At 71.7% G+C, this 14,942-nt stretch carries 19 protein-coding genes and 1 tRNA gene; 17 read left to right on the top strand and 3 right to left on the bottom strand.

The annotated features are described in order from the left end of the window. Positions 1 to 408: 408 nt before the first annotated feature. A complete protein-coding gene (locus tag JNL41_RS01685; protein ID WP_293472533.1) occupies positions 409 to 792 on the top strand; it encodes a type II toxin-antitoxin system RelE/ParE family toxin in 384 nt (127 codons plus the stop codon). Between the two features lie 12 nt (positions 793 to 804). Next, on the top strand, positions 805 to 1,125 hold the full coding sequence (locus JNL41_RS01680) for a helix-turn-helix transcriptional regulator (protein ID WP_293472532.1): 321 nt from the start codon (positions 805 to 807) through the stop codon (positions 1,123 to 1,125). Positions 1,126 to 1,169: 44 nt separating this feature from the next. On the opposite strand, the gene JNL41_RS01675 is transcribed toward JNL41_RS01680, so the two are convergent. Next, positions 1,170 to 2,855 (bottom strand): glycosyltransferase family 4 protein, encoded by a 1,686-nt coding sequence (locus JNL41_RS01675; RefSeq protein WP_293472531.1) that lies wholly within the window; start codon positions 2,853 to 2,855, stop codon positions 1,170 to 1,172. A gap of 110 nt (positions 2,856 to 2,965) precedes the next feature. Between JNL41_RS01675 and JNL41_RS01670 the strand changes: the two genes are divergently transcribed. The 4 genes from JNL41_RS01670 to JNL41_RS01655 are packed head-to-tail and all read left to right on the top strand — an operon-like array spanning position 2,966 to position 6,005. Continuing rightward, the gene (locus JNL41_RS01670; protein WP_293472530.1) at positions 2,966 to 4,498 is read left to right on the top strand and encodes a hypothetical protein; all 1,533 of its coding nucleotides are present in this window, start codon (positions 2,966 to 2,968) and stop codon (positions 4,496 to 4,498) included. A 25-nt stretch (positions 4,499 to 4,523) separates the two neighbouring features. After that, positions 4,524 to 5,501, top strand: a complete 978-nt coding sequence (locus tag JNL41_RS01665; RefSeq protein ID WP_293472529.1) for a hypothetical protein — start codon at positions 4,524 to 4,526, stop codon at positions 5,499 to 5,501. Beyond that, the gene (locus tag JNL41_RS01660) at positions 5,501 to 5,770 is read left to right on the top strand and encodes a hypothetical protein (protein WP_293472528.1); all 270 of its coding nucleotides are present in this window, start codon (positions 5,501 to 5,503) and stop codon (positions 5,768 to 5,770) included. The genes JNL41_RS01665 and JNL41_RS01660 overlap by 1 nt, the downstream gene beginning before the upstream one ends. Before the next feature lie 10 nt (positions 5,771 to 5,780). Then, positions 5,781 to 6,005 carry a hypothetical protein gene (locus JNL41_RS01655; RefSeq protein ID WP_293472527.1) on the top strand — a complete coding sequence of 75 codons (225 nt, stop codon included), beginning with the start codon at positions 5,781 to 5,783 and terminating at the stop codon, positions 6,003 to 6,005. Here the strand turns inward: JNL41_RS01655 and JNL41_RS01650 are convergent. Both JNL41_RS01650 and JNL41_RS01645 read right to left on the bottom strand, forming a co-directional pair. Continuing rightward, on the bottom strand, positions 5,990 to 6,547 hold the full coding sequence (locus JNL41_RS01650) for a DUF2239 family protein (RefSeq protein WP_293472526.1): 558 nt from the start codon (positions 6,545 to 6,547) through the stop codon (positions 5,990 to 5,992). The two genes, JNL41_RS01655 and JNL41_RS01650, sit on opposite strands and share 16 nt — an antisense overlap. Before the next feature lie 214 nt (positions 6,548 to 6,761). After that, positions 6,762 to 6,836 (bottom strand) — tRNA-Thr (locus tag JNL41_RS01645). 34 nt (positions 6,837 to 6,870) lie between these two features. Here JNL41_RS01645 and JNL41_RS01640 point away from each other — a divergent pair. From JNL41_RS01640 to yacG, 11 genes are all read left to right on the top strand, one after another. Next, positions 6,871 to 7,080: a hypothetical protein gene (locus JNL41_RS01640; protein WP_293472525.1), complete on the top strand. Its 210-nt coding sequence runs from the start codon at positions 6,871 to 6,873 to the stop codon at positions 7,078 to 7,080. Between the two features lie 91 nt (positions 7,081 to 7,171). Beyond that, positions 7,172 to 8,464, top strand: coding sequence for a UDP-N-acetylglucosamine 1-carboxyvinyltransferase (gene murA / locus JNL41_RS01635; RefSeq protein WP_293472524.1), 1,293 nt, complete (start codon positions 7,172 to 7,174; stop codon positions 8,462 to 8,464). Positions 8,465 to 8,467: 3 nt separating this feature from the next. Then, positions 8,468 to 8,893 carry a DUF2948 family protein gene (locus JNL41_RS01630; RefSeq protein ID WP_293472523.1) on the top strand — a complete coding sequence of 142 codons (426 nt, stop codon included), beginning with the start codon at positions 8,468 to 8,470 and terminating at the stop codon, positions 8,891 to 8,893. A gap of 44 nt (positions 8,894 to 8,937) precedes the next feature. Then, positions 8,938 to 10,224, top strand: coding sequence for a histidinol dehydrogenase (gene hisD / locus JNL41_RS01625; RefSeq protein ID WP_293472522.1), 1,287 nt, complete (start codon positions 8,938 to 8,940; stop codon positions 10,222 to 10,224). A 58-nt stretch (positions 10,225 to 10,282) separates the two neighbouring features. Continuing rightward, positions 10,283 to 11,536, top strand: a complete 1,254-nt coding sequence (locus JNL41_RS01620; RefSeq protein ID WP_293472521.1) for a mechanosensitive ion channel family protein — start codon at positions 10,283 to 10,285, stop codon at positions 11,534 to 11,536. A 120-nt stretch (positions 11,537 to 11,656) separates the two neighbouring features. Beyond that, entirely contained in the window at positions 11,657 to 12,136 is a 480-nt protein-coding gene (locus JNL41_RS01615) for a UPF0262 family protein (RefSeq protein ID WP_293472520.1), read from the top strand. Between the two features lie 6 nt (positions 12,137 to 12,142). Then, complete coding sequence (locus tag JNL41_RS01610; RefSeq protein ID WP_293472519.1) at positions 12,143 to 12,610, top strand: low molecular weight phosphatase family protein; 468 nt, start codon at positions 12,143 to 12,145, stop codon at positions 12,608 to 12,610. Between the two features lie 116 nt (positions 12,611 to 12,726). Further along, complete coding sequence (gene infA / locus JNL41_RS01605; RefSeq protein WP_111458197.1) at positions 12,727 to 12,945, top strand: translation initiation factor IF-1; 219 nt, start codon at positions 12,727 to 12,729, stop codon at positions 12,943 to 12,945. Between the two features lie 19 nt (positions 12,946 to 12,964). Beyond that, positions 12,965 to 13,549 (top strand): Maf family nucleotide pyrophosphatase, encoded by a 585-nt coding sequence (locus JNL41_RS01600; protein WP_293472518.1) that lies wholly within the window; start codon positions 12,965 to 12,967, stop codon positions 13,547 to 13,549. After that, the gene (locus JNL41_RS01595; RefSeq protein ID WP_293472517.1) at positions 13,546 to 14,586 is read left to right on the top strand and encodes a ribonuclease E/G; all 1,041 of its coding nucleotides are present in this window, start codon (positions 13,546 to 13,548) and stop codon (positions 14,584 to 14,586) included. The genes JNL41_RS01600 and JNL41_RS01595 overlap by 4 nt, the downstream gene beginning before the upstream one ends. After that, positions 14,583 to 14,765, top strand: a complete 183-nt coding sequence (gene yacG / locus JNL41_RS01590) for a DNA gyrase inhibitor YacG (protein ID WP_293472516.1) — start codon at positions 14,583 to 14,585, stop codon at positions 14,763 to 14,765. Before JNL41_RS01595 ends, yacG begins: the two co-directional genes overlap by 4 nt. Positions 14,766 to 14,942: the final 177 nt, after the last annotated feature.

Genomic DNA, 14,942 nt, shown 5'->3' with positions numbered 1-14,942 from the left:
GGCTCAACTGCGGTGACGGCTATGCCCCGAGATGCGGCTAGTAATGCGACAGTTCCGATATTCGCGCCGACATCAAGAAATGGTCCTTTCAAATCGACTGCCAAGTCTCCGATGACGCGCGAGAATTCACCGTAGTCGCGCAAGAACGCTCCGACGACGGTGTCCCCCGACGGGAAGGCAAACTTGAGGCCGTATGCCTCAGTCACGTCGCTGTTTGCCGGGTTGTTCACTGGAAAGCCGTAGCACCTAGATGTCCGAGAACGAAGGTGCGGCCGGATCGCTCGTCTGTTCGACTGGTTGCGGCGGGTAGAGTTCGGCGAGGTTATGATCGCCGCGCGGCGATGCAGCCCTGAGCTTGATGTATATACCCATATTGATATATATAGCCTCATGGCGAGGCCCACGTCCATGCAGCTGGAGAGGCCTGTCTACTGGGTGGGCACCTCGAAGGCTGATCTCCTTGAGTTCCCACAGGAGGTCGTCAGCGAGCTAGGATATGCGCTGGGCGTCGCGCAACTCGGCGGCAAGCACCCTTCCGCCAAACCCTGGAAAGGCGACGGCGCCGGGGTGTTCGAGATCGTGGAGAGCTTCGACGGTGACGCGTATCGGGCGCTCTACACCGTGCGTTTCGAGGGCGTGATCTATGTGCTGCACGCCTTCCAGAAGAAGTCGCCCTCTGGAAGGAAGACCGCCCGGACCGACCAGAACATGGTGACCTGGCGCCTCAGGGCGGCGCGGGATCATTACGAAGAGCACCACCAGTCCGGGCCGAAGGGCAAGGCAGGCAAGTAAGGCAGGCAGGTAATGGCGAATGACATCACGGAAGGGACCGGCAACGTATTCGCCGATCTGGGTCTGCCCGATGCGGCGGATCGGCAAACCAAGACGCGTCTCGCGATGCAGGTGAATGCGCTGCTCAAGGCGCGTCGCATCAAGCAGACGGACGCGGCGGCCATCCTTCATGTCCCGCAATCCAAGGTCTCCGCCCTCGCGAACTACCGCCTCGATCAGTTCTCCGTCGAGAAGCTGATGAGCTTCCTCAACCTGCTCGACTGCGACGTGGAGATCGTCATCCGGCCCCGGCGCGAGGCGGTGGGGCACACGTCCGTCCTTGCGCTGAGCTGAGGGATCGGGCCGGACCTGACGGCGGCGGCCGGGCGCCGGCCCCGTCAGGCGCCGGGGGCGGCGTGGATGGTCGCCAGGCCGAGCTTCGCCAGGAGCGCGGCGTTGCGCAGGGCGGTGGGTTCGTTGTTCGCGGAGCGCGCGGCGAGTTCGGCGAGGGTGAGCTCGCCGCCGGCCAGCAGCGCGTCGAAGATCCTGCGGGTGGTTTCGTCGGTGCTGGCGCGCGCGCCGAACAGGGGGTGGGCCAGCAGGCCGTCGAGTTCGGCGCGGGTCGCGCCGGGCGCCAGCGCGACGCGGGCGTGGCGGCCGAAGGTGGCCGTCGGGTAGTGCTCGAAGATGGCGAACGGGTCGGGGCGCGCAGGCGCGGCGCGGGGCAGGGCGGCGATCCAGGCCTGCATCGCGGGATCGTTCGCCGCCGAGCGGCGGCGGGCGTTCAGCTCGGTCCACAGGGCCTGGTACTGCCGGTAGATCACCGACCAGTCGTAGACTTCGCGGGCGCGGGCGCGGCCGGCGGCGCCCATGCGGCGGCGCATGTCGGGGTTCTCGATCAGGGCCGAGACGACCTCGGTGAAGTCGGCGATGTCGACCGCCGTCGCCTGGGCCGCGGCCCAGGAATAGTGGTCGTAGTTGAGCGAGGCGGTCTCCAGCGCACGGGCCAGGGCCTGGCCCATGCCGGCCTGGGGCATCAGGGTGCGGACGCGGAAGCCGTCGACGCCGTGACGCACGGTGTCCTTGTAGCCGTCCCAGTCGCTGACCACGACGGGCAGGCCGGCGGCCATGGCCTCGATCGGGGTCAGGCCGAAGGTCTCCTGGATGTTGTCGGGCAGCGAGACGAAGATGTCGGACCCCGCCCAGCAGTGGTCACGCAGGTCGGGCTTGCGGCCGTCGATCCAGAGGCAGCGGACGTCCGGCGCGAACCGGCGCGCGCCGTCCTTGAAGGCCTCGGCCACGGGTTCGTTGGGGAACCAGCCGGCCATGACGAGGACCACCTTGCGGCCGGTGCGCTCGGCTGCCGCCTGGAGGCCCCGGAACATCGGATAAGGGTGGGCCTTGGCGTGGTAGACGAGCCGCCCCACGAACAGGGCGGCCACCTCGTCGGGCTCCAGGCCCAGGGCCGCGCGGGCGGCGACGCGGGCGTCGTCGTCGCAGGCGTAGTCGTCGCAGTGGACGCCCAGAGGGATCAGCGGGAGTTGGGGCGGCTCGCCGCGGATCTCGGCGCCATAGCGCCAGCGCTGGTAGTCGCGCTCCAGCTCGTGCAGGCGGCGGACAGTCTCGACGACCGATGTCGAGGTGCAGACCAGCGCGTCCCACGGCGCGACCGGTTCGCGTAGCAGACCGACGATCTCGTCCATCGCGGTGGTGCTGGCCGTGGTGTGCGTGACGCCGCACACCGAGAACGACGTCAGGCCGGCCCGCTGGCGCTGGCGGGCATGGGTCGCGACGGTGGAGTCGGCCAGGTAGAGCACACCGACGCCGCCGATGCGCTCGAGCTGCGGCGCGGGGATGAACTCGAACGCGGCGGCCGGGTCGATCCTGCGCACCATGGCCCGGAAGCCGTCGGCCGAACTGGCGAGGGGCGAAAAGCCGTAGATCGGGTGGTCGCCGCGGCCCTGGACCGCCGCGCGCAGGAAGCCGTTCCCCGCCGACTGCCGCCCCATCAGCTCCACCTTGGCCATGTCGTAGCCGTCGGGCTCGGCGCGGATGACGGCCGTGGCGGAAAGAGCGTCGGACACCTGAGACCTTGAGCGCGGGCTGGAGAGGACGCGGATCAATGGAGCCTCAGCGCGCCTGACACAAGCCGCCGTCCGGCGCGGCGCGCGGCCCATTCAACAGCGAGATCGAGATGAAGATTCCCCTCGAACTGCCGCCGGGGCTCAACGGCGACGACACGACCCACGCGGCCGGCGGCCGCTGGGCGGACGGATCGAACGTGCGCTTCCGGCTGGGCCGGCCCGAGACGATCGGGGGATGGGAGCGGCTGATGAGCGATCCGCTGACCGGCGTCTGCCGCGCGATCTTCCCGTGGACGGACAACGACGGGGTGCTCGACATCGCGTTCGGCACGCATTCGAACCTGCACGTGTGGCGCGGCGGCGAGCTGTTCGACGTGACGCCGGCGTCGGGGTTCGCGGCGGGCGCGATCGACGGTTCGGGATCCGCGGGCTACGGCACCGGCGGCTACGGCGTCGGCGGCTACGGCCTGCCCTCCACGACGGACTACTTCCCGCTGACCTGGTCGTTCGGCGCGTGGGGCCAGCAGTTGCTGGCGAGCCCGCGCAACCAGACCATCTTCGCCTGGACCAACGTCACCGCGCAGGCGGCGCAGGCGCTGGCGAACGCGCCGGCGCAGGTGACCCACATGCTCGTGGCGCCGCTGAGCGGCGGCTACCAGGTCTTCGCGCTGGGCTGCAACGAGGAGGTCTCGGGCGACTTCAACCCGCTGTGCATCCGGCACTCGTCGATCCGGAACAACACGCAGTGGAGCACGAGCGCGAGCGGGTCGACCGCGCGGGAGTACGTGCTGACCGGCGGCGGCCGGATCGTGGCGGGACGCATGTGCGGCCCGTGGCTGCTGGTCTGGACCGGCGACGCGCTGTTCCTCGGCACGTTCGTCGGGGCGCTGAACCAGCCGTGGCGGTTCGAACGGGTGGGGCGCAACTGCGGCCTCATCGGGCCGAACGCGGCGGTGATCGTGGGGCAGACGGCGTTCTGGGCCAGTCCCGACCGACAGTTCTACAGATACGCGCCGGGCGGCCAGCCGGAGCCGATCCCTTGCCCGATCCGACGCGATTTCGCGGAGGAGCTGGCGGCGAGCCAGGGCGACAAGATCGTCGCCTCGTCGAACGCCGAGTTCTCGGAAATCCGCTTCGACTATCCCGACCGGCGCGACGGCTACGAAAACAGCCGCTACGTGGCGCTGGCCGTCAGCGGCCCCGACGCCGGGGCCTGGCATCGCGGCGCGATGGCGCGGACGGCCTTCATGGACGCCGGCCCGTCGGCCTATCCGATCGGCGCGACCTACGACGGGGCCGTGTTCCTGCACGAGAAGGGCCGCTCGGCCGACGGCGGGGCGTTCTCCTGGTTCATCGAGACGGCGGACAGCTATCTCGACGCCGGGACGACGCTGCTGGTCCGCGGGTTGTGGCCGGATTTCAAGGACCAGATCGGGCCCGTGAACGTCGGCGCCTCGGCGCGCCTCTATCCGCAGGGGCCGGTCACGGCCTCGCAGGCCGTCGCGATGGCGGCTTCGGACGCCAAGGCCGACCTGCTGCTGAGCGGGCGGCTCTTCGCCCTGCGCTTCTCGGGCGACAGCGCGCCCACGGGCTGCCGCATCGGCCAGCCGACCTTCGACGTCGCCCGGGCGGGCGAGCGCTAAATTTCAGGAAAAACAGGAGGATGCCTTGTCGGACCTCGATCGGATGTTCAACTTCGGCGTGAGCGGCAGCAAGAGCGCCAGCAACTCGTCGGGCACATTCAACAGGACCACGACGCCCATCGCGCCGCCGTGGACCAGCGACGTCGTGCAGGGCGCCGCCGGCCGGATCAACAGCCTGCTGGGCGTGGATCCGCAGTCGCTCGTCGCGGGGCCGAACCCGCTGCAGCAGCAGGCGGCGTGGGACGCGAGCGAGCTCGACGGCTACAACGGCAACTTCGCCCACGCGACCGACCTGACGCGCGACGCCGCGTACACGGGCTGGGCCCAGCCGTTCCTGGCGGCGGACACGCCCTTCGCGTCCGGCGGCAAAGCCTACGACTACGTCGGCAAGTACCTGAACCCCTATCTCGCCGAAGTCGTGGACGCGAGCGCGGCGGACTTCGACGCCAACGCCGGGCAGGTCCGCGCGCAGCAGGCGCTGGATCTCGCCGGGTCGGGCGCGTTCGGGGGATCCGGCGCGGCGCTGACGCAGAGCATGACCGAAGGCGAACTGGCCCGGGCGCGGGCGAGCACGCTTTCGGGGCTGAGATCGCAGGCCTACGACAGCGCGCTGGGGGCGGCGGCCGGAGACGCCGAGCGCGCCACGCAGGCGCGGATCGGCAACGCCCAGCTCAAGCTGCAGGACCAGGCGAACAGGTTCGGCTTCGGGCTCCAGGCCAACCAGCAGAAGCTGGCGGCCGCCGACCAGCTCGCCGGGATCGCGGCCGGCCTCGACGTCAATCGCCGCGCGAACCTGGCTACGCGCGCCGAGCTCGGAACGATGATGCGGGGCGTGGAGAACGAACAACTCCAGGCGCCGGTGACCACCACGCAGCAGATCGTCGCGGCGCTGTCCGGCCTGCCCCTGAACCTGTTCATCGGGCAGCAGGAGCAGGGAACCCAATCGAGCCGGAGCACCACGACCACCAAGGGCGTGGAGGCGGGACTGAAAGCCCCGTTCTGATGGCCACGCCGTCCGAACGCCTGGCCGCCCTCGAGCAGCGCATCACCGATCACGAGGCCCGCTGCGAGGAGCGGCTCGCCGAGATCAAGTCCACGGCGGCGTCCACGCTGGCCGCCGTCGAGGGGCTGAAGAGCCGCACCTGGGGTGTCGTGGCGGCCCTGCTCGCCTGGGCGCTGGCGCAGGTGTGGACCGCCAATTCCGGACGGCTGGAGCGGCTCGAGACGGCGCGGCCCGTCGCCGCCAGCCCGCCCGCCACGCCGAACAGTTAGGAGACACGACATGAGAACGATGATGGCGGCCGGGCTCGCGCTCGGCCTTTGCGGCTGCGCGTCGCTGCCGGGGCGGCCCGGCGATGCGGAGGTGCTGAAGCTGCTGAGCGACCACGCCGCCCAGTGCGACCGCCAGTACCAGGGCGGCCTCGGCCTCGGGGCGAGCTTCACCTTCAGCATCGCCTGCCGGGCGCAGCCCGCGCCGCCGGCGCCGCGCGCTCAGGAGGGCGGATAGAACCCGCGGACGTAGGCCGCGACGTCCGCCGGCCAGACGCCTGCGAGCTCGGCGAGGCGGGCTGCGTCGCCGGCGAACAGGGCGCGGGCGGCGTCCTCGTAGCCGGGGAGGTCGCCCGCCAGCACGGTCATGACGCGATAGGCGGTCTCCCGGACCTTGCGGTCGGCGGCCGCCGGGTCGCGGCGGGCGTCCTCGACCAGGCGCCGCAGGGCGGCGGACGCGCCGCCGGGCTGGTCCGCCAGCCACGCCCAGTGGCGCGGCAGCAACGTCACCTCCCGGGCGACGACGCCGAGCCGGGGCCGTCCGCGGCCCTGCCGAGCCGGGGCCTCATCGTCCGCAGGCGGGGCCGTCCGGGCGCGGAGTTCGGACGCGGCATGCTCCGGGCCCTTGCGCAGGTCGAGCTCCACGATGCGTCCCGTGAGGTCGTCGAACACGAGGGCCGGGTCGGGCGACGCCGCGGCGGCCGCCGCCACGGCGGCGAGGTCGCCCGACGCCAGGATCCGGTGGCCGACGAAGGCGGTGAAGGTGGCGGTGTCGGTCATCGGGTTCCGCTGGAGGCATGCCGCGCCGACGGCGGCGCATCAAATATATCCGGGTATAATTATACTTCCGCGGACTTTGCAAGGATCGGCCGCTCGTCCGCCTCCGGGGCGCGCAAGCCGCGGCCGAACGGGAGCGACCGCCGGCGCCGGGGTCAAATGAATCTGTTTCATGAGGAGGTCGGAAGAGCCCGAACGCGTGTCCGGGCTCTTCCGCTGGTGCCGCCGGGCAGGATTGAACTGCCGACCTCAGCCTTACCAAGGATGCGCTCTACCACTGAGCTACGGCGGCGAAGGCGGGCGCTATAGCGGGAGCCGGGCGCGGCGTGAAGCCCCAAATCGACACCCACGCGCTTGACGGGCGGGACGCCTCGCCGCACCTCATCGCCATGCCCGAGCGTCCCGAGGACAAGCCGAACGAGCGCGAATCGCGCGAGGCGAAGCTTGCCCAGGCGCTGCGGACCAACCTGCGCCGCCGGAAGGCCGCCGGGGCCGCGCCGCCTCGACCGAAAGCACACGAAAGCGACGCGGATTGAGCACTTTGCGGGCCCGCGCGCGGCACGCTAGATATCGGCGAGGATGGGCGCCGTGGGACGCGGCCCCGCGCGTGCTTCGTTAGGAACCCGATTGGATCGCATCGCCATCACCGGCGGCGCCCGGCTGAATGGGGAAATCCCCATCAGCGGCGCCAAGAACTCGGCCATCAAGCTCATGGCGGCGAGCCTGCTCACCGAGGAGCCGCTGCGCCTCACCAACATGCCGCGGCTGGCGGACACGCGGTTCCTGGGCCGGCTGTTGCAGCGCCTGGGGACCGAGGTGGTCGAATCGGACGGCGCGGAGGGGCCGGAGACGCTGCTGACCACGCGCGAGATCGTCAGCGGCTTCGCGCCCTACGACCTCGTGCGCCAGATGCGGGCGTCGTTCAACGTGCTGGGCCCGCTGCTGGCGCGCAGCGGGCAGGCCAAGGTGTCGCTGCCCGGCGGCTGCACCATCGGGGCGCGGCCCGTCGACCTGCACCTGAAGGCGCTGGAAGCGCTGGGCGCGAAGATCGACCTGCACGAGGGCTACGTGTACGCCCAGGCCCCGCGCGGCCTGCAGGGCGGGCAGGTGGAGTTCCCCTTCGTCTCGGTCGGCGCGACCGAGCACACTCTGCTGGCCGCCGTGCTCGCGCACGGCGAGACGGTGATGACCAACGCCGCCTGCGAGCCCGAGATCACCGACCTGGCCGAATGCCTGAACCGGATGGGCGCGAAGGTCAGCGGCGCGGGCACGCCGACCATCACCATCCAGGGCGTGAGCCGCCTGTCGGGCGCCACGCACGCCGTGCTGCCCGACCGCATCGAGACCGGCACCTACGCGCTGGCCGCCGCCATGGCGGGCGGGGAGGTGCGGCTGACCCGCACCCGCAGCGACTTCATCCAGGCGCTGATCGACAAGATGGTCGAGGCGGGCGTCGAGGTGACGCCCCACAACGACGGCCTGACGGTGAAGCGCAACGGCGGGCGCCTGAAGGCCGTCGAGATCACCACCGATCCCTATCCCGGCTTCGCGACCGACCTGCAGGCGCAGTTCATGGCGCTGATGTCGCTGGCCGAGGGCGAGAGCGTGATCCGCGAGACGATCTTCGAGAACCGCTTCATGCACGTGCCCGAACTGGGCCGGCTGGGGGCCGACATCTCGGTGCATGGCGGCGAGGCGCGCGTGCGCGGCGTGGAGTCGCTCGAGGGGGCCCAGGTGATGGCCACCGACCTGCGGGCGTCCGTCAGCCTGGTGATCGCGGGCCTGGCCGCGCGCGGCGAGACCATCGTCAACCGCGTCTACCACCTGGATCGCGGGTTCGAGCGGCTCGAGGAAAAGCTCGGCGCCTGCGGGGCCCAGGTGCGTCGCCTGAAGGGCGACGGCGGCGAGGAGGTCGAGTAGCCGATGCCCCAGGCCGCGCCGCTACATCTCCTCGCGCAGGATCCGGACGACCTCGCGGTGATCTCGGCCGCCTTGCAGGACGCCGTGGCCAAGGTGGGCGACATCGCCTTCGAGGCGCGGGCGCGGCGGCTGACGATCGCGTTCAACCGCTATCGCTGGGAGGCGGGCGAGCGCCAGCGCGTGCGCTCGGCGCTGCAGGTCGGCGGGATCCTGGACCTCAAGGCGCGCAGGATCCGGCGCGAGCGCAAGGATGCGGTGGTCGAGCTGCTGACCATCGCCTTCGACGCCGGCGAGCCGCCGGGCGGGGTCCTGACGCTGAGCTTCGCCGGCGGCGGCGACCTGCGGGCCGAGATCGAGTGCATCGACGCGATCCTGGCCGACGTCTCGCAGCCCTGGCCGACCCCCCGCGCGCCGGCGCACGATTCCTGACACGCATGGCGTTGGCGGGCGCGCGCCGCTAAGAGAGCCGCGCCATGCGCCGCTTCCGCTTCGACCAACCGGGCTTCTCCGACACCTTCTCCGCCTTCGTGGCCGAACGGCGCGAGACGCCCGAGGAGGTGGACGCGATCGTCCGGGACGTGCTGGCCGCGGTCCGCGCCGAGGGCGTGAGCGCGCTGCTGCGCTACGCCCGCGAGTTCGACAAGGTCGAGTTGACCGAGGCCACCCTGCGGGTGAGCGCCGCGGAGATCGCCGAGGGGGCCGCGGCCTGTTCGGCGGAGGTGCGCGAGGCGATCGCCTTCGCCGCCGCGCGGATCCGCGCCTACCACGAGCGCCAGCGCCCGGCCGACCAACGCTTCGTGGACGCGGCGGGCGTCGAGCTGGGCTGGCGCTGGGGGCCGCTGGAGGCGGTGGGGATCTACGTCCCCGGCGGACGCGCCGCCTATCCCTCGACGGTCCTGATGAACGCCGTGCCCGCCGCCGCGGCCGGGGTCGGGCGGATCGCCATGGTCACGCCGCCGGGCCGCCTGCAACCGGCGGTGCTGGCTGCGGCGAAGGAAGCGGGCGTGACCGAGATCTGGCGCGTCGGCGGGGCGCAGGCCGTGGCCGCGCTGGCCTATGGCGCCGGCCCGATCCGCCCGGTCGACAAGATCGTGGGACCCGGCAACGCCTTCGTCACGGCGGCCAAGCGGCGCGTCTACGGCGCGGTCGGCATCGACGCCCTGGCCGGCCCGTCGGAGATCGTGGTGGTCGCCGACGGCGCGAACGACCCGGACTGGATCGCCGCCGACCTGCTCTCGCAGGCCGAGCACGACCCCGCCGCGCAATCCATCCTCATCACCGACGACGCGGCCTTCGCCGCCCGGGTCGAGGCGGCCGTCGAGGTGCAGCTCTCGGCGCTGGCCACCGGCGCCGATGCGCGCGCCTCTTGGGAAACCCACGGCGCGGTGGTCATCGCGCCCCTCGACGAGAGCCCGGCGCTGGTGGACCAGATCGCCCCCGAGCACGTCGAGTTCGCCCTGGACCATCCCGAGCGCCTGGCCGACCGCGTCCGGCACGCCGGCGCCATCTTCCTGGGCCGCCACGCCCCCGAGGCGGTCGGCGACTACGTGGCCGGCTCCAACCATGTGCTGCCCACCAGCCGCGCGGCGCGGTTCTCCTCGGGCCTCTCCCTCCATGACTTCCTCAAGCGCACCTCGATCGTGAAGTGCGACGCGGCCTCGTTCGCCGCCCTGGCGCCCGCGACGATCGCGCTGGCCGAGGCGGAAGGCCTGCCCGCGCACGCCCGGTCCGCCGCGATCCGGCTCGGGCAGGGACGCTAGCGGGCGGAACCTTCGCCGTCGGCGGGGCGTTGCCGCCTGGGGCGGTCGAGGAGCTTCTGTGCCTGTTGCAACACCACCGTCGGCGGCCACGCCGGCCGCCGCCGAAGCCGTTCAGCCCAGCCTCGCCGAACAGATCCTCGGATTCGGCGACCGCGCCTGGGATCAACTGATCCATCTCGACGCCCGCGAGACGGGCATCAACGCGCTGGTCTCCGCCGCGGTGGTGCTCTTCGCGCTGGGGGCGATCTGGCTCCTGAAGCGCGGCATCGACCGCCTGATGGCGCTGTTCGTCGCCAAGGCGCCCGGCGACCTCCCGGAAGACAGCCGCGCCCAAAAGGCCGCCGGCCTGACCTGGACGCTCGTTCGCCTGGCCGTGCTGCTGGCCGCCGGCCTGATGGTGATGGGGGTCTGGGGAATCGACCCCTGGACGTTCCTGTCCGGCGAGGCAGGCGCGCGCCTGGTGCGCCTGGTGCTCATCGTGGTCCTCGTCAGCGCGCTGGTCGAAGGGAGCGGCTTCGTCATCACGCGCCTGGTCGAGGGCTTCGCCGGCCGCAGCGCCGACCTGCGCCGGTCGGCCCAGTTGCGCACGCTGGCGCCGCTGCTGCGCGGCTCGGCGCAGGCCGTCATCATCGTGGTCGGGCTGATCACCTTCCTGTCGGAGGTCGGCCTCAAGGTCGGCCCCATCCTGGCCAGCGCCGGCGTGGTCGGCATCGCGGTGGGCTTCGGGGCCCAGACCCTGGTGAAGGACTTCCTGACCGGGCTCTTCCTCGTCGCCGAGGACGTCGTCTCGGTGGGCGACAACGTGCGGATCGGGGAGGGCGCCGGCACGGTCGAGGCGATGACGCTGCGGACGATCCGCCTGCGCGACGCCGATGGCACGCTGCACATCTTCCCCTACAGCGAGGCCCAGGTGATCCACAACCGGACGAAGCTCTTCTCGTCCTACGTCGTCGAGATCCCGATCAGCTACGACAGCGACGTCGACGCGGCGCTCGCCATCCTGCAGCGCATCGGCGACGACCTCGCCAAGGACCCCGAGCTCGGCAAGCTGATCACCCGGCCCTGCGAGGTGATGGGCGTCGACCGGCTCACCGACAACGCGGTCTGGCTGAAGGCGCGCATGACCACCCAGCCCAAGTGGCAGTGGAAGGTGGGCCGCGAGTTCAACCGCCGGCTCAAGAACGCGCTGGACGACGAGGGCATCTTCACGCCCGTGAAGACGACGCCCGTCACGGCGGAGCCCCTGGAGGAACAGCGCGCGCGCTTCGACGAGCCGCGCGCGTTCGGCGACGGCGTCCGCCCGCCCGACTGAACGGCTCGCGTCCGGCGTGGCGCTGCCGCCGGGCCGCGCCTTTTTCCGTATCCAAGGCCCAGCTTCCACGCAGCGGGATGACGACCGCCCCCGGTTTGCAATAAAGCTCCGCTCAGACCCATGGCCGACGACGCGCGAAAGACCCACCGCCTCCAGAAGGTCGAGCTCGACGAAGAGTCGCTCGCCGCGGTTTCGCGCGACCAGGAGCAGGAACGCCAGATCGCGATCTTCGACCTCCTGGAGGAGAACTTCTTCCATCCGGAAGGCGCCGAGGGCGGCCCTTACGACCTGCGCATGGGCCTGCTCGAGAACCGCCTGGTCCTCGATATCCGCGGCCCGACCTACGAACGCCGCCACATCCTGTCGCTGTCGCCGTTCCGGACGCTGATCAAGGACTACTTCATGATCTGCGACAGCTACTACCAGGCGATCCGCAACTCGACGCCGCAGCAGATCGAGGCCTTGGACATGGGCCGCCGCGGCCTGCACAACGAGGCGTCGGAGCTTCTGCAGACCCGGCTCTCCGGCAAGATCGAGACGGACCTCGACACGGCGCGGCGCCTCTTCACGCTGATCTGCGCCCTGCACTGGCGGGGCTGACGGGGCATGTCGGACGACCCCGGCGAACGGCTCCCGGACGCGGTCCTCTTCTGCTGCAACTACAATCAGGTGCGCTCGCCGATGGCCGAGTCGCTGCTCAAGCACATCGTCGGCACGCGGATCTTCGTCGACAGTTGCGGCCTGCGCCGCGCCAGGTTCGACCCCGACGAGGACGACATGGAGGTGGATCCGCTCGCCGCGGCGGTCATGCTGGAGCTGGGCGTCGACCTCACCCGTCACCGCTGCAAGATCTTCGACGACCTCGAGGACGACTCGTTCGACCTCGTCATCTCGCTCACCCCCGAGGCCCAGCACCGGGCGATCGAGATCGCCCGCGGCCGCGACGCCGAGATCGAGTACTGGCCGACGATGGACCCGACCCTCGTCGAGGGCTCCCGCGACCACCGGCTCGAGTCGTACCGGCAGGTGCGGGACGGCCTCGCGCAGCGGATCCGGACGCGTTTCGGACGCTGACGCGCGGCCGTATCGACCTTTGCCTGCGCGATGCGCTATATTCCGCGTCGCAGATGTGCGGCTCGCAGCCAGACGGCGCGAGCCGTCGTCGTATGTGAGAAGGATCAAGGAGCCGCATGGCGAAGGAAGAACTGCTGGAGTTTCCGGGCACGGTCAGCGAAGTGCTGCCCAACGCGACGTTCCGCGTGAAGCTCGAGAACGATCACGAGATCATCGCCCACACCGCGGGCAAGATGCGCAAGAACCGCATCCGGGTTTCCGCCGGCGACAAGGTGCTCGTGGAGATGACGCCCTACGACCTGACCAAGGGCCGCATCACCTTCCGCGTCCGCTGACCTGACCGAGGCGCTCGACTTGTCTTCTGAGCAGCGCCTCGTCCTGGCCTCCGCGAGCCCGCGCCGGCTCGACCTGCTGAGCCAGATCGGCGTCATCCCCGACGCGGTCGACGCCGCCGAACTGGACGAAACCCCGCTCCACCAGGAAACCCCGCGCCAGTTGGCGCTGCGCCTCGCGCGGGCCAAGGCGGCCTGTGTCGCCGCGCGCCACGACGGGGCCTACGTGGTGGCGGCCGACACGGTGGTCGCGGTCGGCCGCCGCGTGCTGCCGAAAGCGGAGGCCGCCGCCGAGGTTCGCACCTGCCTGGCGCTGCTGTCGGGCCGGGCGCATCGCGTCCTCACCGGGATCGCGGTGGCGGCGCCGGACGGCCGGTCGGCCGCGCGCCTCGTGGAGAGCCGCGTCCACTTCAAGCGCCTGAGCGCCGCCGACGTCGACGCCTACGTCGCGTGCGGGGAGGGGATCGGCAAGGCCGGCGGCTACGCCATCCAGGGCCGCGCCGGCGCCCTGGTCATCGCGCTCCAGGGCTCCTATTCGGGCGTCGTGGGCCTGCCGCTCTACGAGACCGCGAACCTCCTCGAAGGCCTGGGATTCCGCCGGTCATGAGCCAGCGCGCGATCTTCCTCGACCGCAGCGTGGGCGAGACCCGCGGCGTCGTCACCCTCGACGGGCGACCCGAGCGGCTGATCCTCGTGCGCGACGACGACGACCCCCGCCTCAGCCTCGGTGCGAGGCTCGTGGCCCGCGTGGCCAGCGTGGAGCCGGCGGTCGCGACGGCCTTCCTCGACCTCGGCGGCGGGCTCGAGGCCATCCTCCCCTTCAAGCCGGACGCACGCCCGGTCCGCGGCGCGGCCGTCGAGGTGGAGATCCGCAGCGAACCGCGCGCCGGCAAGCTGGCCGTGGCCCGCGAACTCGGGCGCGGGGAGGGCGCGCCGCGGCTTCTCCAGGCGCCGCCCGGCGTCGCCGACATCCTGCGCGCCATCGTTCGTGACGCCGACCCCGCCGGGGGCCGCGCGGCGCGCGCCGCCGCCGACGAGGCCGAGGCCGAGGCGCTGGAGACGATCCACCCGCTCCCGGGCGGCGGCGCGCTCGCCATCGAGCCCACCCGCGCGCTCACCGCCATCGACGTCGACCTCGGGGAGCGCAAGGGCGCCGACGCCAAGCGCGCGGCGCGCCAGGCCAACCTCGCGGCGCTCGGGGAGGCCGCGCGGCTCCTGCGGCTGAAGAGCCTGGGCGGTCTTGTCGTGCTGGACCTCGTCGGCCGCGGCCACGACGGCGCGGCCCTGCTGGCCGCCGCGCGGCTCGCCTTCGCGCCGGACAACCCCGGCGTCGCGATCGGCCCGGTCGGGCGTTTCGGGACCATGGAGCTGTCGATCCCGCGGCGCACCCGCCCGCTCGCCGAACGCCTCGCCGACGCGACCGGCGGCCTCAGCGCCCGCACGCTCGCCCAGCGCCTTGTCCGCCGGCTGGAGGACGAGGCCGCCGCCCAGCCCGGCGCCCGCCTGGCTGCCGCCTGCGCGCCCGATGTCGCCAAGGCGGCGGAGCCGCTGGTCCAAGGCCTGGCCGAGCGGTTCGGCGCGCGCTTCGCCGTCACCGCCGACCCGGTGCGCCCGCGCGAGCGGCTGGACGTCTCCGCGGCATGACCGAGCCCTCCGTCCAGCCCCGGTGCGCCATCTGCGGCAAGCCCGTCGATCCGGCCTACCGGCCGTTCTGCTCGCGCCGCTGCGCCGACGTCGACCTGCAGCGCTGGCTCTCCGGCGGCTACGCCATCCCGTCCGAGGAGGACGAGGGCCTGCCCGACGAAGATTCCAGCGAGGAATAGGGCGCGGACAGGCGGGAATGGGCGCCCCGAAATTCCTCCGCCGCGGTCGCTGGACTTCGCCGGTCGCCTCTTCTATAGACGCCACCTCCCGCGCGGCGGGCTGAGGGCCTGGGTAGCTCAGTTGGTAGAGCAGCGGATTGAAAATCCGCGTGTCGGTGGTTCGAATCCGCCCCCAGG

Source organism: Phenylobacterium sp. (assembly GCF_016793285.1).
In the GTDB taxonomy this organism is placed as follows: domain Bacteria; phylum Pseudomonadota; class Alphaproteobacteria; order Caulobacterales; family Caulobacteraceae; genus Phenylobacterium.
This window is presented reverse-complemented; position numbering and strand designations above follow the sequence as displayed.